This is a genomic window from Clostridium sp. (assembly GCF_050717515.1).
Taxonomy (GTDB): Bacteria; Bacillota; Clostridia; order Clostridiales; family Clostridiaceae; genus Clostridium_AD.
Genome location: NZ_JBOITL010000036.1, coordinates 201,703 through 225,903 on the forward strand (window position 1 = coordinate 201,703; position 24,201 = coordinate 225,903).

At 31.6% G+C, this 24,201-nt stretch carries 23 protein-coding genes; 3 read left to right on the forward strand and 20 right to left on the reverse strand.

Annotated elements, in window-relative coordinates:
• Positions 1-67: 67 nt before the first annotated feature.
• Positions 68-610: a hypoxanthine phosphoribosyltransferase gene (gene hpt, locus ACREV6_RS20580; RefSeq protein WP_431579913.1), complete on the forward strand. Its 543-nt coding sequence runs from the start codon at positions 68-70 to the stop codon at positions 608-610.
• 91 nt (positions 611-701) lie between these two features.
• Here hpt and yunB read toward each other — a convergent pair whose 3' ends face one another.
• A complete protein-coding gene (gene yunB, locus ACREV6_RS20585; RefSeq protein WP_431579914.1) occupies positions 702-1,391 on the reverse strand; it encodes a sporulation protein YunB in 690 nt (229 codons plus the stop codon).
• A gap of 196 nt (positions 1,392-1,587) precedes the next feature.
• Here yunB and ACREV6_RS20590 point away from each other — a divergent pair, with 196 nt between their 5' ends.
• The gene (locus tag ACREV6_RS20590; RefSeq protein ID WP_431579915.1) at positions 1,588-4,092 is read left to right on the forward strand and encodes a transglycosylase domain-containing protein; all 2,505 of its coding nucleotides are present in this window, start codon (positions 1,588-1,590) and stop codon (positions 4,090-4,092) included.
• Positions 4,093-4,144: 52 nt separating this feature from the next.
• On the opposite strand, the gene spoVAE is transcribed toward ACREV6_RS20590, so the two are convergent.
• The 6 genes from spoVAE to spoIIAA form a co-directional block, all read right to left on the reverse strand.
• Positions 4,145-4,504 (reverse strand): stage V sporulation protein AE, encoded by a 360-nt coding sequence (spoVAE, locus tag ACREV6_RS20595; protein WP_431579916.1) that lies wholly within the window; start codon positions 4,502-4,504, stop codon positions 4,145-4,147.
• Between the two features lie 4 nt (positions 4,505-4,508).
• Positions 4,509-5,525 carry a stage V sporulation protein AD gene (spoVAD, locus tag ACREV6_RS20600; protein ID WP_431579917.1) on the reverse strand — a complete coding sequence of 339 codons (1,017 nt, stop codon included), beginning with the start codon at positions 5,523-5,525 and terminating at the stop codon, positions 4,509-4,511.
• A gap of 6 nt (positions 5,526-5,531) precedes the next feature.
• Positions 5,532-5,984 carry a stage V sporulation protein AC gene (gene spoVAC / locus ACREV6_RS20605; RefSeq protein ID WP_431579918.1) on the reverse strand — a complete coding sequence of 151 codons (453 nt, stop codon included), beginning with the start codon at positions 5,982-5,984 and terminating at the stop codon, positions 5,532-5,534.
• 189 nt (positions 5,985-6,173) lie between these two features.
• Positions 6,174-6,929, reverse strand: coding sequence for an RNA polymerase sporulation sigma factor SigF (gene sigF / locus ACREV6_RS20610; protein WP_431579919.1), 756 nt, complete (start codon positions 6,927-6,929; stop codon positions 6,174-6,176).
• Between the two features lie 10 nt (positions 6,930-6,939).
• Positions 6,940-7,368: an anti-sigma F factor gene (gene spoIIAB, locus ACREV6_RS20615; protein WP_431579920.1), complete on the reverse strand. Its 429-nt coding sequence runs from the start codon at positions 7,366-7,368 to the stop codon at positions 6,940-6,942.
• A 13-nt stretch (positions 7,369-7,381) separates the two neighbouring features.
• Positions 7,382-7,717 carry an anti-sigma F factor antagonist gene (gene spoIIAA / locus ACREV6_RS20620; protein WP_431579921.1) on the reverse strand — a complete coding sequence of 112 codons (336 nt, stop codon included), beginning with the start codon at positions 7,715-7,717 and terminating at the stop codon, positions 7,382-7,384.
• A gap of 336 nt (positions 7,718-8,053) precedes the next feature.
• Here spoIIAA and speE point away from each other — a divergent pair, with 336 nt between their 5' ends.
• On the forward strand, positions 8,054-8,881 hold the full coding sequence (gene speE / locus ACREV6_RS20625) for a polyamine aminopropyltransferase (RefSeq protein WP_431579922.1): 828 nt from the start codon (positions 8,054-8,056) through the stop codon (positions 8,879-8,881).
• A gap of 15 nt (positions 8,882-8,896) precedes the next feature.
• Here the strand turns inward: speE and ACREV6_RS20630 are convergent, their stop codons facing one another.
• The 13 genes from ACREV6_RS20630 to ACREV6_RS20690 form a co-directional block, all read right to left on the reverse strand.
• Positions 8,897-10,645 (reverse strand): Eco57I restriction-modification methylase domain-containing protein, encoded by a 1,749-nt coding sequence (locus ACREV6_RS20630; protein WP_431579923.1) that lies wholly within the window; start codon positions 10,643-10,645, stop codon positions 8,897-8,899.
• Between the two features lie 258 nt (positions 10,646-10,903).
• Entirely contained in the window at positions 10,904-12,064 is a 1,161-nt protein-coding gene (locus ACREV6_RS20635; protein ID WP_431579924.1) for a CD0519/CD1768 family membrane protein, read from the reverse strand.
• A 34-nt stretch (positions 12,065-12,098) separates the two neighbouring features.
• Positions 12,099-12,734 (reverse strand): cyclodeaminase/cyclohydrolase family protein, encoded by a 636-nt coding sequence (locus ACREV6_RS20640; RefSeq protein WP_431579925.1) that lies wholly within the window; start codon positions 12,732-12,734, stop codon positions 12,099-12,101.
• A gap of 135 nt (positions 12,735-12,869) precedes the next feature.
• On the reverse strand, positions 12,870-14,114 hold the full coding sequence (hutI, locus tag ACREV6_RS20645; protein WP_431579926.1) for an imidazolonepropionase: 1,245 nt from the start codon (positions 14,112-14,114) through the stop codon (positions 12,870-12,872).
• 73 nt (positions 14,115-14,187) lie between these two features.
• On the reverse strand, positions 14,188-15,084 hold the full coding sequence (ftcD, locus tag ACREV6_RS20650; protein WP_431579927.1) for a glutamate formimidoyltransferase: 897 nt from the start codon (positions 15,082-15,084) through the stop codon (positions 14,188-14,190).
• A gap of 50 nt (positions 15,085-15,134) precedes the next feature.
• Entirely contained in the window at positions 15,135-16,658 is a 1,524-nt protein-coding gene (gene hutH / locus ACREV6_RS20655; RefSeq protein WP_431579928.1) for a histidine ammonia-lyase, read from the reverse strand.
• A gap of 312 nt (positions 16,659-16,970) precedes the next feature.
• The gene (locus ACREV6_RS20660) at positions 16,971-17,513 is read right to left on the reverse strand and encodes a nitroreductase family protein (protein WP_431579929.1); all 543 of its coding nucleotides are present in this window, start codon (positions 17,511-17,513) and stop codon (positions 16,971-16,973) included.
• 53 nt (positions 17,514-17,566) lie between these two features.
• Positions 17,567-19,120, reverse strand: a complete 1,554-nt coding sequence (gene murJ, locus ACREV6_RS20665) for a murein biosynthesis integral membrane protein MurJ (protein WP_431579930.1) — start codon at positions 19,118-19,120, stop codon at positions 17,567-17,569.
• A 90-nt stretch (positions 19,121-19,210) separates the two neighbouring features.
• On the reverse strand, positions 19,211-20,362 hold the full coding sequence (locus ACREV6_RS20670; RefSeq protein WP_431579931.1) for a glycosyltransferase: 1,152 nt from the start codon (positions 20,360-20,362) through the stop codon (positions 19,211-19,213).
• A 1-nt stretch (position 20,363) separates the two neighbouring features.
• Entirely contained in the window at positions 20,364-21,083 is a 720-nt protein-coding gene (locus ACREV6_RS20675) for a WecB/TagA/CpsF family glycosyltransferase (protein WP_431579932.1), read from the reverse strand.
• A 112-nt stretch (positions 21,084-21,195) separates the two neighbouring features.
• The gene (locus tag ACREV6_RS20680; protein WP_431579933.1) at positions 21,196-21,849 is read right to left on the reverse strand and encodes a sugar transferase; all 654 of its coding nucleotides are present in this window, start codon (positions 21,847-21,849) and stop codon (positions 21,196-21,198) included.
• A gap of 50 nt (positions 21,850-21,899) precedes the next feature.
• On the reverse strand, positions 21,900-23,141 hold the full coding sequence (locus tag ACREV6_RS20685) for an O-antigen ligase family protein (protein WP_431579934.1): 1,242 nt from the start codon (positions 23,139-23,141) through the stop codon (positions 21,900-21,902).
• A gap of 28 nt (positions 23,142-23,169) precedes the next feature.
• Positions 23,170-24,201 carry a glycosyltransferase family 2 protein gene (locus ACREV6_RS20690; RefSeq protein WP_431579935.1) on the reverse strand — a complete coding sequence of 344 codons (1,032 nt, stop codon included), beginning with the start codon at positions 24,199-24,201 and terminating at the stop codon, positions 23,170-23,172.

Here is a 24,201-nt window from a genome sequence, read left to right on the forward strand (position 1 = left end):
TTCTTATTCTTATACTTGACAACTATCCTATAATTTTATACTATTGAATCAATATTGTAAATATATAATGAGGGCGGGATTAACATTGGATGATAAAAAAATAAATATTCTTATATCTAAAGACCAAATTGATGAAAGAGTTGGACAACTTGGTGCCGAAATATCCAAAGATTATAATGGAAAAAAATTATATATTCTTTCATTACTCCGAGGTAGCTTCATATTTACTGCAGACCTTGTACGTCAAATTACTGTACCTACAAAAATAGGCTTTATGACAACTTCAAGTTATGGTGCAGATGAAGAGTCAAGCGGAACAGTTAATATTATAAATGACATCCCTGACAATATTTCTGGCTTTGATGTGCTAATAGTAGATGATATTGTTGATACAGGAATAACTATGAATTCCATTATGACTAGGGTTAGGTCCCTTGGTGCTGCTTCTGTTAAATCTTGTGTTCTTTTAGATAAACATGAGAGAAGAAAAATTGACATAATACCAGATTATTGTTGTTTTGAAATTCCGGATCTTTTTGTAGTTGGTTATGGATTAAATTACGGAGACTACTATAGAAATATACCCTACGTGTTTAATTGGGAAGAGTAAGTTGTTTTAATGACTTCCTTTGTAAATGTCCACAAAATATAATTAGAAATGAAAAAAGTACGTTTAAATAACGTACTTTTTTATATTTATGTTACTTATCACCACTATTACCCAGTTTAAAACCTGTACCATTTAAGTCTAACCCAATTGCAGTATTAGGTGTTTTTCCCACTATAATAGTTTCCGCAATGGGTATTTCATTAGCTACCTCGATATCATTACTTTTCAAAGGAATAATTACTCTAACCGTGGTTTTTACTTTAACATAGATCTTATGTCTCGTTTGATTTATACCTGCACTTTCAAACTCAGAAGAATATTTAGTTTCTACAAGGCCTATAGGCTGCATTTTTATTGTTATCTGTGGCCCATAGTAAGACAAAATGTTATTTCTTGTTATATAACCTATAGGAATTTTGATGCCTATATCCCCCAATTTCAAGAGTTCCTTTTGTGATTCTAAAGCAACATCACAAGCTATTTTATTCATTTTCAAAGTATCCGCTTTCAACATTACAATATTTCCCTGGGAATCTTTATCAATTTTTATAATCTCATCGTAATTAAACTGCTTGGAATATTCATTTATAATTGCTCTATTAACAATTTCTGTAGCTTTTGCTCTCATTTCTGCATCCGCCACCGCCATTACAGTCGGCATTACGGTTTTATCAAAAATATATATGAATATTGTAAAATTTATTATAATTATGGATATAATTAATAATACTCTTGTTTTAATATTGTGTTTAAGCTTATTTTTAATATTTATTACCTCCATTTAAGGCTATATGTTATTATATGTAACTCCTTTAAGCTAAAGAATTAAATAGCATATCAAAATGGATATTTTATATTACCATACTTATATGGTATAATATTAAAAACTAATTATACTTAGATAATATGAATTTTACACTAATACCTGGAAATTAATAATTTTCATCCGCTCCAGATAAATACGAGGAGGATATTGAATGAAAGATAAAAAAACCACTCCGAAGAAGAAGAAAAAATCAACTGGTAAGAAAGTTTTTAAAAGCATTTTTTTTGCAATTTTGTTTATAACCATAATAGCCATGGTAGCTATGGGGGGAGTAGTTCTAGCTATGATTAAGACAGCTCCTGACTTAGATATTAATGCATTTTTAAAATTAGATGAACCCTCAATACTATATGACAATTCTCAAAAGTATATGGATGAATATATTACCTCAGAAAGAAGAACTAATATATCTATTAATAACGTTCCAATCATCCTTAAGGATGCATTTATAAGTATTGAGGATTCTAGATTCGATACCCACCCTGGTATTGACATAAAAAGATTGGGTGGCGCTGTATTCAATGATATAAAAATAAAAATAACTGGTAGTAAAAAAAGTCTGCAAGGTGCTTCAACTATAACTCAACAATTGGTTAAATATAGAATGTTTTTAGAGGATTCTATAGAAAACAGAACTTCTATAAAAAGAAAAGTTCAAGAAATTTTTCTGTCGCTAAAGCTAGAGAAGGTTTTGACCAAACCCCAAATTCTAGAGGCTTATATGAATACTATTTTTTTAGGTGGAAAAGCCCACGGTGTAGAAGCCGCCTCCCAGCAATATTTTGGTAAGTCTATTGGTGGTTTGTCCTTAAAACAATCTGCTTTTATTGCTAGTACTGCACAAAATCCTAGTTTTTCTTATGATTTGTCATATAAAGCATCTAAATCTAAAAAAGATTTAGTTTCAAATAGAACAAAAGCTGTTCTTGAAAACATGCTAAAATATAATAAAATCAGCAAAACTCAATTTGATTCAGCTATAGCAGAAAAGCTGGTATTTAATTTTTCAATAAAAAACTCAAACAAAATGAACTTTGAGTCCTTTTCTAGACCTGTAATTCTTCAGGTTTCTGAGGATTTAATGAAAACATTAAATATTAACAAAGAAGAGGCCTACTCCATGCTTATGTACGATGGTTTAAAAATTAGTACAACTATGGATAGAGCTATGCAAACTAAATCACAGACTATAATTGATGACCCTGTTCAAGCGAACAAAAAAAATAGCTATGATTATATATTTCCTAGGTATGATAACCTTAACCTTAAACAAGCAAATATCCAAGCTTCCTGCGTTATCATGGATTATCGCACCGGTGAGGTTAAAACTATTATAGGTGGCCGTGGTGTTGAAGGTCCTATGTCATATAATAGAGCTGCCTCTAGTGACTTCTTAAAGGCTCCTGGCTCAAGCATTAAGCCACTAACCGTATATAGTCCAGCTATTGATTCGAAAATTGCTACAGCTTCTACAATTATTGAAGATTCCCCTGTACCTGCGGAAATCGGAAAGAAATACGTTGCTCCCGGTGACCCTCCTTATGATCCTAGAAATTCACCTGATAAATATTATGGGTATTTAACTCTAAGAGAATGTTTGAAGAAGTCAGTTAACGTGGCTGCTGTGAAACTCGAGGATATGATTAGTCTTAAGACAGGTGTTTCTTATGGTCAGAAATTCGGATTACAACTAGATGAAACCGATAAGAAAAGTATGTCTGCTATGGCACTAGGTCAATTAGATGGTGGTAGTTATAAGGGAACTAATCCTCTCACAATGGCCGCTGCATATGGTGTTTTTGGTAACAACGGGATGAAAACTACTCCAAGATTATATACTAAAGTAGTTGATAGAAGTGGTAAAGTATTACTTCAAACAAAATATGATCCAAAAACTGTATTATCTCCTCAAAGTGCCTATATAATGTATGATTTACTACAAGGACCTGTAAGCGAAGGTGGAACTGGTCCAGGTGCTGTTTTTAGCGAAATGCCTGTAAGAGGTAAAACTGGGACTTCTTCTGATTCAAAAAACTTATGGTTTGTTGGCTTAACGCCTTATTACTCTGCAGCTATTTGGATTGGAACAGATGATGGAGCTAAAATAAAAGAAATGGGTAGTACTACTGCCGCCTTACTGTGGGGGAAAATTATGAAAGAAGCCCATGCCTCTCTTCCAGTTAAGGAAGTAGAGCGGCCTTCTGGTATATCTTCCTATTCTGTCTCAAAGGATTCTGGTGATATACCTACAGATTTTACTAATGCGGACCCAAGAGGCAATAGGGTGTACTCTGAACTATTTATTGACGGAACTCAGCCTACAACACTAGATAGCATACATGTTCTGGCTGAAGTTACCAAGGGTCCTAATGGCAACTATGTTCTCGCCTCAGATTTTACTCCACCTGGAAAAATCGAAAGAAGGATTTTTATAAAGAGGAATTCTCCTAATTCACAATTATTAGACTCAGCTTACGTATTACCAACGGCAGTTGATAATTTTTCAAATCAAATTATTACTCCGCCCGTTATAGTTCCTCCGGTTGACACTCCTCCAACTGATGATGGAATACCAGTGGAACCTAATAATCCTGAAGTTGTTACTCCTCCAGTTGTTACTCCTCCAGTTGTTACTCCTCCAGTTACTACTCCTTAAACAGAAATAAAAAACTACTATCAAATACTAAAATTTTGATAGTAGTTTTTTTTTAGCCTTTAGTCTTAGGATTAAATATTAACGCCATAATATATCCAAAAAAAATCGCAGCGGTAATCCCTCCAGCAGTTCCTTTTATTCCTCCTGTAAATGCGCCTATAAGACCAATCTCATCTACTTCCTTCATTACGCTTTTAGCTAAGCTATAACCAAACCCTGGCAGTGGTATGCTTCCACCTGCTTTCCCATATTTTATTACCACATCATATATATTTAATGCACCTAATATTACACCACCAGTTACAAATACAACTAATATTCGAGCTGGAGTTAATTTTGTAGTGTCCATGAGTATTTGACCTATTACGCAAATTGATCCCCCAACTATAAAAGCCATAATGTAATTATTCATCCATTTATTCACCTCCAAACTCTATACAAACGGCATGTGCTATTCCAGGTATTGTTTCTCCTTGCAAAGATGAGGTAGGACTTAGCAACGCTCCTGTAGACACTAGAAGTATTCTTTTGAATTTTCCCTTTAGCATATTTTTGTATAAATACCCTGTTGCAACTACTGCAGAGCACCCACAACCACTACCACCTGCATTAGTTCCTTGTTTTTCAGCATTGAAAATTTTCTCACCACAGTCAATATAACGCCCTTTCATATCATACTTATATTCTAAGAGCAATTCTTCTGTAAACTTTCTTCCTACCATGCCTAGGTCTCCGGTAGCAATAATATCATAATCTGATGGTTTTCTACCCGTGTCCATAAAGTGTTGCTTAATAGTGTCCACCGCTGCGGGCGCCATAGCAACCCCCATATTATTTACATCACTTATTCCATAGTCTTTAACTTTCCCAGTTGTAACATGTGTTACATAAGGAAAATCGCCTTTTTTCCCCAAAACCATTGCCCCTGCACCTGTAACCGTCCATTGTGCCGTTGGAGCTCTCTGACTTCCCATCTCTAAGGGTAATCTATATTGTCTTTCAGCCGAGGAGAAATGTGACGAAGTAGCCGCTACAACATAATTAGCCATGTTTCCTTCCATTATCATTGCACCTATACTTAAGGACTCTGCCATAGTAGAACAGGCTCCATAAAGCCCCAAAAAAGGTATATTCAAATCTCTTGCTGCAAAACTTGAAGATATTAACTGATTTAGTAAATCTCCTGCTAGTAGATAATTTATATCAACTTCTTTTAGTTTTGCTTTTTTTATACTCTCTACAACAGCCGTATACAATAAACTAGTTTCAGCTTTTTCAAAACTCTCAGTTCCATTAAGATCATCTTCTAGAATTCTATCAAAATACTCTTTTAATGGCCCTTGCCCTTCCTTAGGCCCCACTATATTATAGGTACCAATAATTCTAGGTTTACACTGAATTTCTACTGTTTGAAGTCCTATTCTTCTACCCATTTTTAATCACCACCTTAAAAAATAATATAAAATCCCTACAATTACAGATGAACCAATACCATATACTAAAACAGGTCCTGCAATAGTAAACATTTTAGCCGCTACGCCAAAAACAAAACCCTCTTTTTTAAATTCCATTGCTGGTGACACAATTGAATTTGCAAACCCAGTAATTGGCACAACAGAGCCTGCTCCTGCAAAATCACCTAACTTATCATATATACCAATTCCCGTAAATATAGCTCCTAGAAAGACCATAACTATGGAAACATAAGTCCCTAGTTCATCACTAGGAACACCCATTTTAGAAAAAAAATCACCAATAAATTGTCCAATTACACATATTGTTCCTCCAACCCAAAATGCATTAAAGCAATGTAGCCCTAATTTAGGCTTAGGGATTTTATTAGAGTTAAGATGCTCAAATTTTTTTCTTATAGTTTTTTCTTCCACTTTCATGAAATGCCTCCTTGTAGTTCTCTAGAGTAGATACTAATTATTAATTAAATTGCATCATTTTATTAGAATATGTTAAATCCTTGTATTATTATTTGCAATTATATAATTTTTAGTCAAAAAAAAATAAGAATCATTTATAGATAAACAACTTCAAAATAGAACATTGAAATTGTTTATCTATATTTCATCTTAACCACTCAACTTTTCTTTCATTATTTTCAAAACTTTCTTTTCAATTCTTGATACTTGTACTTGGCTGATTCCCATCATTTTAGCTACCTGAATTTGTGTATTATCTTTAAAATACCTGAGCATAATTATTTGCCTTGACTTTGCATCCAGTTTTCTAAGCGCTTCTTTAAGGGCAATTTTATCTAAAATCTCATTATCTTCTTCATATTTTTCACTTAATTTATCTATTAGCAGTACTGGTGCACCATCATCTTGGTGTATTGTATCAAACAAATACTGCATGTTGCTCGCAGACTCTAGTGCGTATACTATATCTTCTTTTTCTATATTAGAAAAAACTGATAGTTCTTCAATGGTAGGATCTCTACCTAATTCTTTTGTTAGCGTGTCTTTATCATAATGTAATTTTCTTGCAGTGTTTTTAACACTTCTACTTACTTTTATAATTCCGTCATCCCTGAGGAATCTTTTAATTTCTCCCATTATCATTGGAACTGCATAAGTAGAAAATTTCACATTGTACTTAGTGTCAAAATTATTAATTGCTTTTACTAGGCCAATACAACCAATTTGGAATATATCATCATACTCATATCCCCTATTGAGAAATTTTTTGCTAATTGATGCAACCAATGGTAAATTCATTTCTACTAGCTTATCTAGCGCACCCGGCTCCCCCTCTCTAGCCAATTGAATGAGAAGCATATTATCTTCATAATTATAATTATTTTTTTTAACTATTTTTTGATCCATAATATTCCACCTAACATAGAGGATTAAATATTTTTTTCATTATTATACTTGTTCCCCTACCTTTATCAGACTTTACTTCTAAGCTGTCCATAAAAGTTTCCATTACAGTAAAACCCATACCTGACCTCTCTAAGTCTGGCCGGGAAGTATACAATGGTTGCATAGCAATCTCTAGATTGTCAATTCCTTTTCCGAGGTCGTTTATTATCACTGTTAATTCATTTTCATTAATAATAGCTTCTATAGTAATCATTTCTTCTTCGCTATCATATCCATGAATAATGGCATTTGTAACGGCTTCTGATACCGCAGTTTTAACATCGCTAATTTCTTCAATTGTAGGATCTAATTGCGAAGCAAATGCTGCTACGGCTACTCTTGCAAAACCTTCATTCTGGGATTTACTTAAAAATTCAATTTTAATTCTATTTTGACCCATATTAATCCCCCCACTAAATATTGTTTACAGCTTGTTCAACATCGTCATACAGCATGATGATTTTAAACATTCCTGACAATTCGAACACTCTTTTTACTGAAGATTTAATGCTTGTTACACACACTTTTCCATTTCTCATATGTAACTTTTTATATCTTCCAATAACCACTCCAATGCCGGAACTGTCCATAAACGACACTCCCTGGAAATCCATAATTAATTTGTTGTAGTTATCCCGGTCTAAGCGATCGTCTATCATATTCCTTACTTCTTCAGCACTATGATGGTCTAGTTCTCCAGACATGTAAACAATCAATTTATCTTGGCTACTCTCAAAATTTAAATGCATCTTCTTCCCCCTTGAATCATTTTAAATTAAAACAACTTTTTAGTTATTTATAAATATTGTACCTTTCTTATATATTCTACTAATTACATAATTTTCCTTCTTTTTTTTTATAATATTTATTCGTTTTTTTATATTCTAACCATTTATATTCATTTAATACATTATGTGATAAATAAGTTCAATAAATAAGTTGACTACATCAAACTATTGCCCTATATCAAAATCATTGTTATACTATTGTTGTTTAACTTTTGAAAGTAACTGTTAATTGGGAAAATATAAGTAGATAACTATTGTTAATTATTATCTACCCCAAAAATATGAGGAGGAATAACAATGGATATGTGGTTTAAAGAAGGTCAAATAGAAAGTGCTGCTATGACTTATAAAATAAAAGAAACTCTGGTAACAAAAACAACGCAGTTCCAAGAACTTGCAATTCTTGATACTGAGGCCTTTGGAAGAATGCTAGTGCTCGATGGAATAGTTCAGACTACTATTGAAGACGAATACGTATATCACGAAATGATTACTCATATTCCTCTATTTACTCATCCGAATCCTAAAAAAGTTCTTGTTGTTGGTGGCGGAGACGGAGGCACTATTCGCGAAGTGTTAAAACACCCAGGTATTGAGAAAGCAGTTCTTTGCGAAATCGATGTAGATGTTGTTACAGAATGTAAAAAATATCTTCCTGAAATAAGTTGTGCTCTAGACAACCCCAAATGTGAAGTTTTTATTGGGGATGGTATAAAATACGTTCATGATCATAAAAATGAATTTGACGTAGTAATTGTAGACTCCACTGACCCTTTTGGAGCTGCTGAAGGATTATTTGGAGGAAGCTTCTACAAAGAAATATCTGAATGTCTAACAGAAGATGGCATTTTCATTGCACAAACAGAAACTCCCTTTTTCCTTCCTGAAGTAGTAAAAAGAGTTTTTAATGATGCAAAATCTGTATTTCCTGTTACAAAATTATTTATGGCAGCTATTCCTACTTATCCAAGTGGCTACTGGAGCTTTACTGTAGGTTCAAAAAAATACGACCCAGAAACAGTAGATTTATCAGCTACTTATGAATTTGATACTAGATACTACACTAAAAAGCTACATAAAGCTTCATTCGCCTTACCTAAGTTTGTAGAAGATTTAATTAAATAGAAAAAAAGATTATACTTACTCAAGTATAATCTTTTTTTCTTCTTCACTAAAGTGAAAATAATCATATAAATAATTCTCGTCTTTGTCTACAAAATCCATGGTAACTGGTATGCACAATTTCATTAAATTATTTGGATAATACTCATAAGCATCTTCACCTAGTTTTTTTGCAAAGGTCTTAAAGTAAAATTCATAGATTTTACTATTTAATAAATATAATAAAAAATCATAAGTAAAAGGTACATTTTCTTTTAATATCAATGCATATACATCCGCACTAAAATAACTTCCCTTGTCAAGGGCAAATCTATTACTACTTGCTTTAAAAGGGAAAATTATCTTTTCTGATTCAAATATATTTTGATCTCTACCCCATTGAAGTTCATACCATTTTCTAATACCTCTTTCGCATTCTCTTCTTTTTATTAGTTTTTCCACATTTTTTTCAATATGAGCTATGGCCCTTGGGTACTCTTCAGGATTATTAATTAAATCTGAATATATTATGTAACTATCTCTTCTTAAAACGGAATTTTTTTCTATGTAACTACTTTTAATCCAAGGTTTTATTAAATTCACTTCGATTTTTTCATTTAGATAAGTATCCTTACTTATCACAAAAGCTTTGTCACAACCAGTTATTACACCTTGATAGCTATTACATATATTACTTAGATGTGTAAAACACTTTTGTTCTATTTTATTTATTATATTTCTCTGGGTCTCATCTATTAAAATCCAGCCTTTACTATTTAATTTATTTTTATTAAGGATAAAACTATTATATTTATTTCCACTTTTTAAAAATATACTGTTGTAAAATTCATTTTTATTTTTACTTTTTAGGTCTATTGGTTTTATGATTTGAATTTCATTATCCTCATTTTGATAATTTGTTATAAATAAAATCACAGGGTCTATTCCTATATTTTTAAATGGCCTTATGCCATAAAAATCAATAATTTTGTCTATCTTGCATAATTCTTTTAATACCTTCCTTAAATCCTCTCCACTAGGTGATTCTAAAAAGTACCTAGAAGTAATAAAAGTGAGCTTTCCTCCATTTTCAAGGTCTTCTAATGCTTTTTTGAAAAAACAATAGGATAGATCCCCTTTATCACTATACACTTCACTATATCTAACTTTCAAATGGTCTGCGTATGCCTTATCTATAGATTTTTTACCCACATAGGGTGGATTGCCTATAAAAATGTCATATTTATGTTCACTTTCATATAATAAAAAGTCCATATTAAAAATATTATTGCATATGCTACCCTTACTTAAATCATATAAATCTATAATAAGAATTTTTGTAGCTATATCATCAATATCAAATCCATATAAATTATGTGTTATTATATGCTCATCAATACTTTCCAAATTTAAATCCAATCCGTTTTTTTCATTAATTATATTTAAATTATCCACATATAAATTTCTAAGAAATTTAAAACAACAAATTAATATGTTTCCTGTGCCACAAGAAGGGTCCACAATCTTTATATAGGGGTTCTCTACTACCTGTTTCGCTTTTATGGTGTTTTCTATCATATAAGAAGATATTGGTTCTGGCGTGTACACTGTGCCTTTTTCTTTATTGTTTTTAATAAACTCATAATAAGCACTGCCAAAGCTTTTCTGATGTAAAAATTCTATTTCCCTTTTATAATTTTCTAGTGCAGTTATTTTAAACATATCATCTATTGGACTTAAAATAATATTATATAGTTCACATATTTTCTGCTTAAACAAATCTAGCATTTATTGTCCCCCACCTATCTACCTTAAAAGTATATTAAAATTCTTTTAAAGTATATCATAAATGCATACTATGTTGAACCATATATCCCTTAATTTATTTTCATGTGCCTAACAGTAAATATTATCTTGGGTGCTGAAATATCGTAAAATCATCTTCTTCGAAGCTGAAAGGTCGTAAAAAAAACTGTGAACTCACAGTTTTCAAATGCTGAGAATTCACAGTTCATTATATTTGCTATTAATTTTACATATATTATTTTATAAAAATATCACATACATTAAATGGGCAGAAATTCCAGCCACAAGTCCACCTATAGTATGACTTAAGATTGCCTTTCCAGTAAGCTTTCTACACTTTAAGCTATCCATCATTGCTACATGTGTGCTTAGGTACCCACTCCAACACATTCCCATAGCTGTAAATACAGCTATTTCATTTCCGCCTATGAGCTTTTGCTTTAATAAACCTGGCACTAAACTGATAGCAGCTCCCACAGCACCTAGTGATGTAATTGGAAAAGCAATAGCTTCTGCATGTTCAAACCCAAACAATGGTTTAAGTATGAAAGAGAACTTTTCACCTATCCAAGGTAATACTTTAACACCTTCATTGGCCGCTCCAGTATATAACCCTGTATCAGCAGTTCCATTGGTTAACATAAGAACTGTTGTGCAAATTATTAAAACGCCCGGTATTATAGCTAGTCCCATTTCAACTCCTGATTTCCCGCCTTCTAGTAAAGCCTCAAGAAGTCTTGCGGATACACTACCTTCTCTAACTTCTCTGTGAGTTAGCATATCAAAATCTACTGTGACTTCTGAGGTGCACATTTCTTCTTTCCCATAAACCTTTTTAGTATGTCTAATCATAAATCTTACACTAACTATGCTTCCTATAACAGCAGCAATATTTCCAATTATAGCCGGTGCAATAAAACTTTCACCTATTGGGGACTTTTGCCCTATCATAAATGTAGTAACAATAAGGCCCATCCCAAATGATGTGCCTAAATTTGTTAGTGCAGGAAGTTGATACTTTTTAAAATACCTTCTAAACCCTTTATCCTGAGCTAAAGTTATAATTGCTGGATTATCAGATAAATAAGTTGTGACAATACCAAGGGCTGCTGCTCCTGGCAAATCATAAAGAGGCTTCATTAATGGGGATAATACCTTATTAATAATTGCTATTACCCCAAACTCTGAAAGCATTGAGGCAATAGCTCCTGCTACAACAGCAATGGCCATTATGTAAAGTACTACTTTAATGAGTAAATCGTAAGCTGTATTCATTAAAGTACTAAACATATTTGCAGTTCCCATTTTTTTACCTATTAACATAAAAAATAATATAAATAAAAATAAACATAAAAATCCTTCTAGTCCAATTGCTTCTTTTGTCTTTGTCTTATATTTCATTCAAAACTCCCAAAAATAGTATTTTAAAAAAATATTACATACTTTCATCCACAACAGATAGTATTTCGTCACGTTTTATTCTTCCCTGTTTTACTAATTCATTGCATCTTTCAGTAATCTCTTGTTTATAAGTTTCATCTTTTATACTAGAAAGATTTATTTTAACATTTAAAATTGCACTTTCAATGGATGCTTGAAGCATTAAAGCTGACACACCTGCATCTGAAATTGCATTTTTATTACCTAACCTGGCTGCTATTTTAACATACTCATATATTTTGTATGATTCTTCTGCAACGCTTAGTGGAATTTCTAATGCTTTTTGATATCCTTCTTGGATTTTAGCGCTTCTTATTTTCTTTTCATCAACACTTTCCTTTGGAAGCTTAAAAGCTGCCATGAGAATTAAAAAAACCTCTGTATCTTTGTTCATTAGATCTAAAAATTTGTCTTTATACTTAAGACATTCCTCTAAGTATTTGTCAACAAGCATTTTATCTTCATCACTATATTCATTGTATGCCTTCTTACCTACAGTTAAATTGAACACCATAGCGCCTAAAGCACTGGCCAGGGATGCTCCAAGGGCTGCAACACTTCCACCTCCTGGTGCAGGTGAATTTGAACCTAACTCATTAATAAATTCTCTTACAGTTTTTTCATCTAACATTTTATATTCTCCTTTCTCAAAACACAAATATATAAAGTGGATATTATAGGAATTGGATATTTTTTCAAGGTCTTAATAATGCCTATTTTATTATTAATCATTAGTTACTCATTGTCAATTCAATATTAATATAGTTTAATTTTTTACAACAATTTTTCCGTTTTTTATTACTGTATCGATAGCATTAGCACCAAAATGATATATTAGGTAATTTAAATTTTTACTATTAAATATAGCAATATCAGCTTTTTTGCCTACTTCAATGCTTCCAATTTCACTTTCGCGATTAATGGCACAAGCCGCATTTATTGTCATTGCATTAATAATCTCTTCTGGGAACAGTTTCATTCCAAAGCAAGCAAAAGTCATAACTGTCTGTAATGATTCTGTAGGCGAGGTGCCAGGATTACAATCTGTAGCCAGGGATACAGCCACACCTTCTTCTATCATTTTTCTAGCTCTAGCAAAATGATTTAACATTAAATAGAAGGAAGTCGATGGTAATAGCACCGCCACCACATCATTTTCAGCTAATGCTTTTATTCCTTCGTCTGAAGCTGCAACTAAATGCTCTGCTGATGTAGCTTTTAGTTCCCCTGCAAGCTCTGCAGCCTTTACTGTTTCAACTTCATCTGCATGGATTTTTATGTTTAACCCAAATTTTTTCCCTGCTGTTAAAATCCGTCTACACTCTTCTACTGAAAATACGCCTTTCTCACAAAAACAATCAATAAACTCTGCAAGTTTATTTTCGCTTACATAGGGAATCATATTATTAATTATTTCTGCAATATAGGCTTCTCTATCACTTTTGTATTCCTTTGGCAACGCATGTGCTGCCATAAATGTGGATACTACATCTATAGGATGTGTTTCGTTCAAAATTTTGTTTACCTCTAAAATTTTAACCTCTGTTTGTAAATTGAGACCATATCCTGATTTACTTTCAACAGTAGTAGTGCCATGTTGAAGCATTATATCAAGCCTTTTTCTACTTTCTTCTACAAGCTGATCTATACCAATATTTCTAGTGTTTTCAACTGTACTTAGTATTCCCCCACCACTATTTAATATTTCAATATATCCAACCTTATTTAACTTTAGTGGCAATTCATTTTCCCTTGAACCCGCATATACAACATGGGTATGTGGATCTATAAGCCCAGGCGTAACAGTTTTTCCTTCTCCATCAATAACTGTGCACTCACTAGTTAGATATTTACTATACCCGTCACCTTCTCCTACAGCTTTTATTCTGTCATTTCCAATGACTACATAGCCATTTTTTATTATTTTAGCATCTTTAAACTCTTCATTTTTTTTTCTATAGCTTCCTTCGCAAGTAACTAGGCATCCAATATTTTTTATTATAATATCCAATATACTTTCCTCCATTCTATATAAACTGTAATAGCGTAGCTATTACAGTTTATATATAGTAAATTTAAAAATTTTATTCCCAAATTCTCTTTTCTAAAATTTGATCCATTGAAAAATTTTCTATTTGTAAATAATATTCCGCACATTGAATTAGTGATTCCATTGGTACTAGTCCAATAACTTCACTTCCTATTACAGGAACACCATAACGTTTTGCTTCCATCTTAACCATTTCAAAAGCTCTATAAACTGCGGTTTTTTCATAATTAACTAAATTCATAGATACTTGAGCTATATTTCGATCCTCAAGTTTTACTCCCATAGCTTTTACAAATCTTAAACCTCCACCAAGGTTTCTAACAGTTTTAGCTATTTTATCAGCAATTTCAAGGTTATCAGTACCTAAATTCACATTAAAAGCTACTAGTGGTACTCTTGCTCCAATTGCAACGCAGCCACCTTTTACATTGACTTCAGCTTTGCCGTAATCAGGTGCCCATTTATCTTCTTTAATTTTTTCAAAAAAACCTTCATATTGTCCTTTTCTAACTACAGCTAAATTTTCTCTATGAGGTGCTGATGCAGCCTTTTCATATAGATATACTGGCACATCAAATTTACTAGCTATTTCACTACCTACTCTCTTAGCTAGTGCAACACATTCATCCATAGTTACCTCACTAATTGGTACAAAGGGAACTACGTCTAATGCTCCCATTCTAGGGTGTGCACCTTGTTGACTGGTCATATCAATGTTTTCATAAACTCTTGCTGCCATATCTAAAATAACTTGTTCTACTCTTTCTGGTGTTCCAAAAAACGTAACAACAGTTCTATTGTGATCACTATCTGATGAATAATCAAGCAGCTTTATTCCTTCTGCATTTCTAACTGCATCAACTATTTTTTCAATTACTACTTTATTTCTTCCTTCACTAAAATTAGGTATACATTCAACTATTCTTGCCATTTTATTTTCCCCCTAAAGTTTATTTTTTATTATAATTTAGCTATTGTAATTTAAACTATTACCTTTACCTTTTGTTCTACACTTTCTACTATTGAACCATCTGCAATTAAATTAGTAACTTTGTCGAGTTCAATATACATAACCACATCTCTTTCAATAAACTGTACTTTTTCCCTAACCACTTTATAAGCTTCCTTTGTACCTACCCCTAAAGTATAGCCTTCTCTAAAGTCTATAGCCTGGCAGGATGCCAAAATTTCAGTTGCTAAAACTCTTTGAACATTTTCAATAATATCTCTGCCTTTTCTAGCTGCTATAGTTCCCATACTTACATGATCTTCTTGATTTGCAGATGAGGGAATAGAATCAACAGAAGCTGGATGTGCTAAAATCTTATTTTCAGACACTAAGGCTGCTGCTGCATATTGGGTTATCATAAATCCTGAATTTAACCCACCTTCTTTTACTAAAAAAGCTGGTAAATCATTTAGTTGGTAATTAATAAGTCTCTCTAGTCTTCTTTCTGAAATACTAGCCATTTCAGCCATTGCTATTCCTAAAAAGTCAAAGCTTATTGCCATAGGTTGCCCATGAAAATTACCCCCAGAGATAACATCCCCTTCCTCTGTAACTATTGGATTATCCGTAACAGAGTTAATTTCAATTTCCACTTTACTTTTAATATACTCTAATGCGTCTTTGCTTGCACCATGCACTTGAGGTACACATCTTAGTGAATAAGCATCTTGTACTCTTATCTCTCCTTGAGAGGTTATGAATGTGCTTCCCTCTGTTAGGTTTAAAATATTTTTAGCAGTTTGCATTTGACCTCTGTGAGGCCTTAAGCTATGTATTCTTGGATCAAAAGCATCTCTTATACCTCTAAGCGCTTCTAAACTTAATGCTGCTGCAATGTCACTTATTTTCAATAAATTAATACTATCATATACAGCTAGCGCACCCACTGCAGTCATAACTTGTGTGCCATTTATAAGTGCTAAACCTTCTTTAGCTGTAAGCTCTACTATTTCTAAGCCTGCCTTTTCCATTGCTACTTTTCCCGGTAAAATTTCGCCCTTAAATTCTGCAGAGCCTTCTCCAAGCATTGGCAAAACCATATGAGACAGTGGTGCTAAATCTCCTGAAGCTCCAAGTGAACCCTTTTCTGGAACCACTGGGCATACTCCACTGTTAATCATTGCTATCAATGTTTTTAGTGTACTTAGTCTTATTCCAGAATACCCTTTTGCAAGAGCGTTTGCTCTGAGTAACATTATAGTTTTTACAATTTCATTTGAAAAACTTTTTCCAGTTCCACAAGCATGAGAAATTATTAGATTCCTTTGTAATTTCTTGCAGTCCTCTCCGGATATTGTTACATCACTAAATTTACCAAAACCTGTGGTAATACCATAAATAACTTTATTATTATCTACTATTTCATCTACAATATTTCTAGATTTAATAACCCTTTCTTCTGCATCCTTGGTTAATTCCACCTTGTACCCGTTTCTTGCAACCTTCACTATTTGCTCTAAAGTAAGATCATTTCCATTAATTTGTATCACTGTCATTTATTTTCCCTCCAACTTTTCTAATTTACTTAATAGTATTAGTATTCTTTATGTCCCTCCAATAACCCTCTTTAAAATCCATATTGAGTATTACGAATATTATTAATTCGTTAATGTATTACTAGGGTAAACTGCTACACTTTAAATGGTTTCTCTTGTTAATATCACTACAGATGTAACAATCATTATACTTCCAATGATAATCTTCATTTTTTAAAGACCCTATCTCCGCATATGCAGCTATAGGGTCTTCAAATATTATCTAAATCACGTTAGTTTTGGTTTGCTCATTATAGTGTTCTAACTTAGAGTCTACTGAGAATAAGGATTATCCCAGGAATTCATAAATACAAAGTCCCTTACATCTTTTTTATCATTATGCTCTTTACTTTCAACAATCTCTCCAACAGGAGTTATGGCAACTACTTTATAATTTTTTGGAATTGATAATGTGTTTTTAATAAGCTCTTCGTTAATTGCAGCAATCCAACAAGTTCCATAGCCCTCATTTGTAGCTGCTAAAACAAAATGTTCCATAGCTATGGCACTATCCACTAAATAGTACTCTTTGTTTTCTACTTCACCAGAATCATCCGGATCTGCAACTACAACGGCTGTCATTGGAGCCTCTAGTATTGACTGTGCTGCTGAATTATCCTTATTCATTATAGCTTTAGAAATTTGTTCTAGTTCATTTTTTCCATCTACTAAAATAAATTTGTAAGAAGTTTTATTTTTCCATGAAGGCGACATCATGGCAGCATTAATCATTCTAGCTAATTTTTCTGTATTTATTGGGGTATTCTTAAATTTTTTAATACTTTGTCTTGATTTGACTACATCATAAAATTGCATACAATCACACTCCTTTAATTTTAGTATGTGTAATTATTGCATAATTAATGTAGCTATTTTTTTACAATTTTATCTTTAAATATATTCCATAAATACATGCATTCTTCAATTTTAAAAATGTAAGTTATATAAAAATATAATAATATTCCTATAATTGAACATAGCAATAAAATCATAGCATTAACAATAAAAGCTGGTGCTAAACTCATTACAAATATTTTTTTAATGAAATACACTACCACAGCCATAATAATAGAAGCTATAGATATTTTTCCTAGGGTTTTAAGCATAGACCTAAAAGCAATGCCCTTAAATTTCTTATTCATCTGAAATAGCAACATTAAAGTAATAACTACAGATGAAATTGAGGAAGATAGTGTTAGCCCAGGAACTGACATATACCTGTATAAAATAGCACTAAGAATAATATTTATTACCACACCCACCACACTATATATCATTGGTGTTTTAGTGTCCTTTGCAGCGTAAAAGGCTCTATTTAAAATATCTCGAACCCCATAGGCTATCATAGTTGGTGAATAGAATATTAATGCCGTAGATACCGCTTGAACATCCCTTATGGTAAATTTACCTCTTAAGAATAATACACTAATTAGTGGTTCTCTTAATATTACTATGGCAAGTGCTGCGGGTACCATAACTAAATTTATTATATTAATTGATTTAACTAAGGACTTTTTATACTCATCATAATTATTTTGAACTATTAAGGTAGACAATATGGGATATATCACCATAGAAACTGCTAAAGCAAAAACTTCGTAGGTGAGCAGTGTTACTTTATTTGCATATTCAAGAATTGTAGTTGCCCCTTCATATAAGCTCATGGCAAAGGATCTATTTATAAATAAATTAAATTGCATAGTTGTAGTACTTATTATTATTGGTATCATCAATAAAACCATTTTTCGAAGATCTTTATCCTTAAAATCCACTTCTAATTTATACTTGTATCCTAATTTTTTAAAGGTTGGCACATTAATTATAAATTGTACAAAAAACGCTAGCACAGTTGTAATTGCAAATCCTGTAAGCCCAAATTTTTCTACAAATAAACTTAAATAAATTACGTATATTACGTTTGATGCCGCCGCCATGGCTGACGGAATAGAGAATTTTTTGTGAGCTTGAAGTACTCCTGCCACAACTCCTGTAAGAGTTAAAAATAGTACTGATATGAACATTATTCTAAGTATTTTCACCGTCTGGTTAAATATGATTGGGTCCTTGGCTAAGTTATTAGCAAAAAAATACACTATATAATAAGAAAACAGTATGCCAATCCCTGTAATAATAATGGTTAATATCATAGAAGCATTAGTTACATTATTCACAAAACTATTTCGCTCATGCAATTCTTTTGTTTCAATATAATCTGTAAGAATAGGTATTATGGTAGTACTAAGTCCATACCCTAAACTAGTAAAGAGAAATACTACACCAAAACACCATACATATATATCTGCTTGATAAGTAGTTCCAAATTTAGCAACCAGTAAGCTATCTCTTACTATAGCTAGCATCTTCCCAATTATTACAAATAGCATTACAATCATAGAACTTTTTAAAACTTTGTTCTCTTTCATCCTACACTCCATTTTTTATAAATTTGTAGATTATTATTCCACAACTCTTTATTATTAATTTTAATAAAAAAAATTATATTAAAAAGCACACTATTTATTTTTTAGTATGCTCTTATAAATTCTAAGATAACTTTCCCAAAATTTTTCTATAGTAAATTTTTTTACAACAATATTATATAAATTTTCACCTTTTACATTTAAATTGTTCACATCTGAATTATTCAAATCTAGATACGCTACTTTCATAGCTTTGTAAATATTTTCATTGCTTTGGTTTTCTATTTTATATCCGCTATTTTCATCTAATATAGACTCTAAGTCCCCTACCTCAGTATAAATCAAGGTTTTCCCTACAATTCCTGATTCTAAAACAGTTAATGGTGGTGCTCCACCCTCACTTAAAGAAGCCAAAACACTAACATTAGAGCAATTTATATAGTCTATAGGGTTTGGTACGTTTCCCACCATAGTAACACTATTTTCTAGTTTTAAATCCACTATTAACTTTTCTAGTTGGACTCGAAGCTCCCCATCACCAACTAAAAGCAATTTCACATCTTGAAATTCCAGTATTAGTTTGCTAAAGGCCAGTATTACTTCTCTATGGTTTTTTATAGGATGCAATCTTGCAACCATACTATATACAAAATCCTTTTGGTTTAATTTTAAATTATTTCGCATATCTTCCGCTGAGATCACAACAGCAATTTTTTTTATATCTATACCATTGTTTACAACTGCTTTGCTTCCCCTAAACTTTTTTTCTTCTAATAACTTTTTTAAATTATTTGATACACAAATATAATTATTAAAACTTTTTAACCCCTTAATACTAAGAGGAGTAAAAATAAAATATTTTACTTTATTATTAAGAAAATCATATCTAAAATCACTGTGAATTACAGCTACCGTAGGCACCTTTATTTTTCTTTTTAAAATTAAATGCATTAAAAAGGGTTTTGCACCATGGAAATTCACTATATTTATAGAGTTTTGGTTTATATAATGGACTAGTTCCATATTGTTAAGCTTATTTGTAAAAAGTTTATAGCTAACACCTATAGTTTTAGCTTTTGAGTAAAGTGGACCTTCTCCCACACAACCAATTATATTTTCAAAATTTTCATTACATTTATTGCATATGTTTAATACGTGGTTTCCACCCCCACCATTATCATTGCCAGATATGATATGTAAAACTTTAATGTGGATCCCCTCCTTGTACTCTTTTATTGGCTGCAAATTATTTACGTTTATGCTTATCCTTTATAACCGCAAAAATAAATTTAGGTATAGATGCCAATCTTTTAATTCTAAAGGGTTCTTTTGCAACCCTGTATAACCATTCCAGTCCTATACTTATCATCCATTTAGGCGCACGTTTAAGATTACCAGCTATAATATCAAAACTTCCTCCAACCCCCATAAATACATTGCAAGGAAGTCTGTCCATATATTTTGCTATAAATAACTCTTGCCTTGGGCATCCCATTGCAACAAATAAAACCTTAGGACTCACTTTTTCTATTTCCTCTAATATTTCTTCACAATTATCCAAATCGAAATATCCATCATGGCTGCCTAAAATATTTAAATTTCTATATTTAGTACGTAAATTAATATTACACATATCTACTGTTTCCTTTGTAGATCCTAGCAAATATATTCCCTGGTTTTCACTTTCACACTTTTTCACTATAGAATCCATAAGTTCTATACCAGCAATTTTTCCGCTCACCGGTTGCCCTACAATTTTTGAACATATCACAGTGCTGATTCCGTCTGGAATTATGATAGAATTTTTACTAGTAAAATTATTTAACAATATATTGTTTTGTAGTCCATTGTTAAGTACTTCTGGATTTCCTGAAACAATGTGTACTTTTTCAAATTTTTTTATACTTCTCAGCAATGATTCCATGTTGTCATTAAAAATTTCATATTGAAAAATTTTTGTTATCATAAAACTCCTCCAATAATCTACATTTTGTAGATATTCTACAAAATTGCATCATATATAATAAGTGGCTAAACTCCAGTCACTAAAGTGAATGAGCAGTCACTTTAGTGACTGCTTAATAAGCACCCTCTTTTTTAAATACAGATATCACTGTTAAAAAGAGGATTTTTATGTCTAATGCAAGGTTAAAATCCATAATATATTTCAAATCATAAAAAATAGTTTTTCCCAGTTCAATTTCTCCTCTTCCACTAATCTGTGCAAGTCCAGTAATACCCGGTAGAACTAAAAATCTTTGACGATAGTTTTCTGGATAGTAATTAACTACCTCTGGTATTTCAGGTCTAGGACCTACAAGGCTCATTTGTCCAAACAAAACATTAAAAAGTTGTGGAATTTCATCTAGGCTACTGCGCCTTAAAAAATTTCCAAATTTTGTTATTCTATTGTCTGACTTACTTTGAAACACGAAATTTTCTAAATCATTTGGATCTATATTAAGTTCTCTTTTACTTTCTGCTTGAACTATCATAGTTCTAAATTTATAAATAGTAAAATCTTTGCCATCCTTACCAACTCTAATTTGTTTAAATAGAGCAGGACCTTTTGAATCTAATTTTATTGCAATTATTAATGCTAAATATACTGGTGATAAAATTATGATTCCTATTAAGGATAGAATTATATCCATTAGGCGTTTCATAACAAAATGAAGCTTTTTATCATGTATATGTTTTTGTATATCAATTTCAATAGTGTTTTTTTGCATATTTACTCCTACCTTTTACCTTTAATAATATATTAGTTTTTTTTATATATTTAATTAGAACTTTTACTATTTAATAATGCCTCTGCAGTAGCTAACAAAAACCAAAAAAAAGTTGTTGTTTTCGGTACAAAAAATAAATTATCTGAAAAGTTCATAAATAGAAAAGCAACCATACTTGCCATTACACCCATATAAAATGCTCTATTAAACTTATCACTAGCTGTGCTATATAATTTTCTAACTCTAGATAAAGCCGTTACTATTACCCCTAAGAAAGAAGCTATTCCAACTATCCCAAGCTCACTTTGTACTTTCAAATATGAATTGTGAGCTGGATAATGGGTATATGAGTTATAATCCAATCTATATTTTTGAATATAAGTGTCATATTGAGTTACATAGTTTCCATTTCCAACTCCTAGTATTGGGTGTTCCTTTATCATCATTAGTGCTGTTTTCCAAAGCTTTATCCTTGCCTCATTTTGGGATGAATTAAAAATAGCTTGAACCCTCTGAAACACAGAAGGAATTAAAAGAATTAAGACCCCAAAACCTCCAAGAGCAAAAATTATTTTAATGCTATAAATTATTACAAGTACTACTAACCCTAATGCAAAACCTAATAATGCATTTCTAGAATAAGTCATAAGTATATTTGTAAAGACTAATATAGAAAGTAGTATATAAAAGATTTTTTTGTTTTTATTTTTCTCATAAATACTTAGCATGATCATTGGGAAAATTATCAAAATCAAATAACCAGCATAAGCGTTGGGATGAGAAAGTGTAGAAGACATCTTTATATTTCCTCCAATTGTAAATGCTTTTATATATTTTTCATCTAATCCAAATCTTGTAAAATATTGCATAATACCTATGCTGCAAAGTACAGTAGATATAAATATATAGCATCTTATTAGAATTTTAATTTGTTTCTTATTATTGAACTCATACTTTATAACAAAATATATAAAGACATAAGATATAAACCTTACACTTTCAGTTAATGCTAGTTTTTTGTCTACAGCGTAAATTGTAGATGCAAGCATTATGGCAAGTAATATAGCCATAAATATACTCAATTTATCTGTGAAGAAATCTATTACTGCACTAATAAAATTTTCTCTGCTCTTCTTAGACGTTACTAGATTTGCAATGTATGCAAAGATTAACAATGCTAAAAGTAAATCAGTAAAAGGTATTCCTGCAAGTACAATTTCTTGTGGAATTAATGGTAATAACATAATGTAAGCACAGGTTGTTAAAAATAAAATTTTTTTAGACAAATCCACTTCCCCACCCCATTTCAATTGATAAAAATTATCTTGATGATTTTGTGTTTTTCTCAACAGATTTATTAGATTTCAAAACGTAAAATACTATTAATCCCTCTAAAAATCCTATTCCATAACTTAGATGCAATATCAAAAATGACAATACCATCTTAGGAGCATTTTTTACTTTTCCACTGTAAGCTTTTAAGGCGAATGTAATAGCACCTGCTAAATACAGTAATATTTCTGCTGAAAATAAATATCTAACCATCTTAGAAAATGGGCTTAATAAGGTTCCCCCTATTAAACTGAGGACAAATAATAATGGAACTAAATGTCTTACTGCTGATGGCTTTTTATGTTTTTGAATTACTCTAACTTTCCAAAAACCATACTGAAAATATTGTGTCCAAAGCTTACTAAAGGATCCTCTTGTATAATAATGAGATATTATATCAGGGGCTAGAAGTATCTTATTGCCACTTTTCGTAATTCTAAAATTCAATTCATCATCTTGATTCCGTACAAGCTCTTCATCAAAATATCCTATTTCATCAAATATACTTCTTTTATAAGCTCCAAAAGCAACAGTGTCAACAAGTTGTTCTACATTTGAAAATCTAAACAGTGCATTTCCTACACCAAATGGGGATGCCATTGCAAGTGATATAGCCTCTGCCGTGCTGTCTTCACTAATGTTTATAATTCTTCCACCCGCACAAGCAATATCTGCACTTTTTAGTTTTTCTACACAGATTTTTATATAATCCTTATCCATATATGCATGAGCACCAAAAATTACAATTATTTCACCCACCGCAGCCTTTATTCCTAAATTCATTGCTGTAGGTGCCACTCTTTTTTCATTAACTACTAATTTTATCTGAGGATATTTAATGCTATATTCACTTATTATATCCAAAGTACTATCATCTGAACAGCCATCACAAACAAAAACTTCAATATTTTCCATACCATAGCTTTGATCCATTATGGATTGTAGACATTTCCCTATGTATTTTTCTTCATTTCTGCAGGGAATAACTACAGATACTTTTACATTTTCTTCACCATTCAT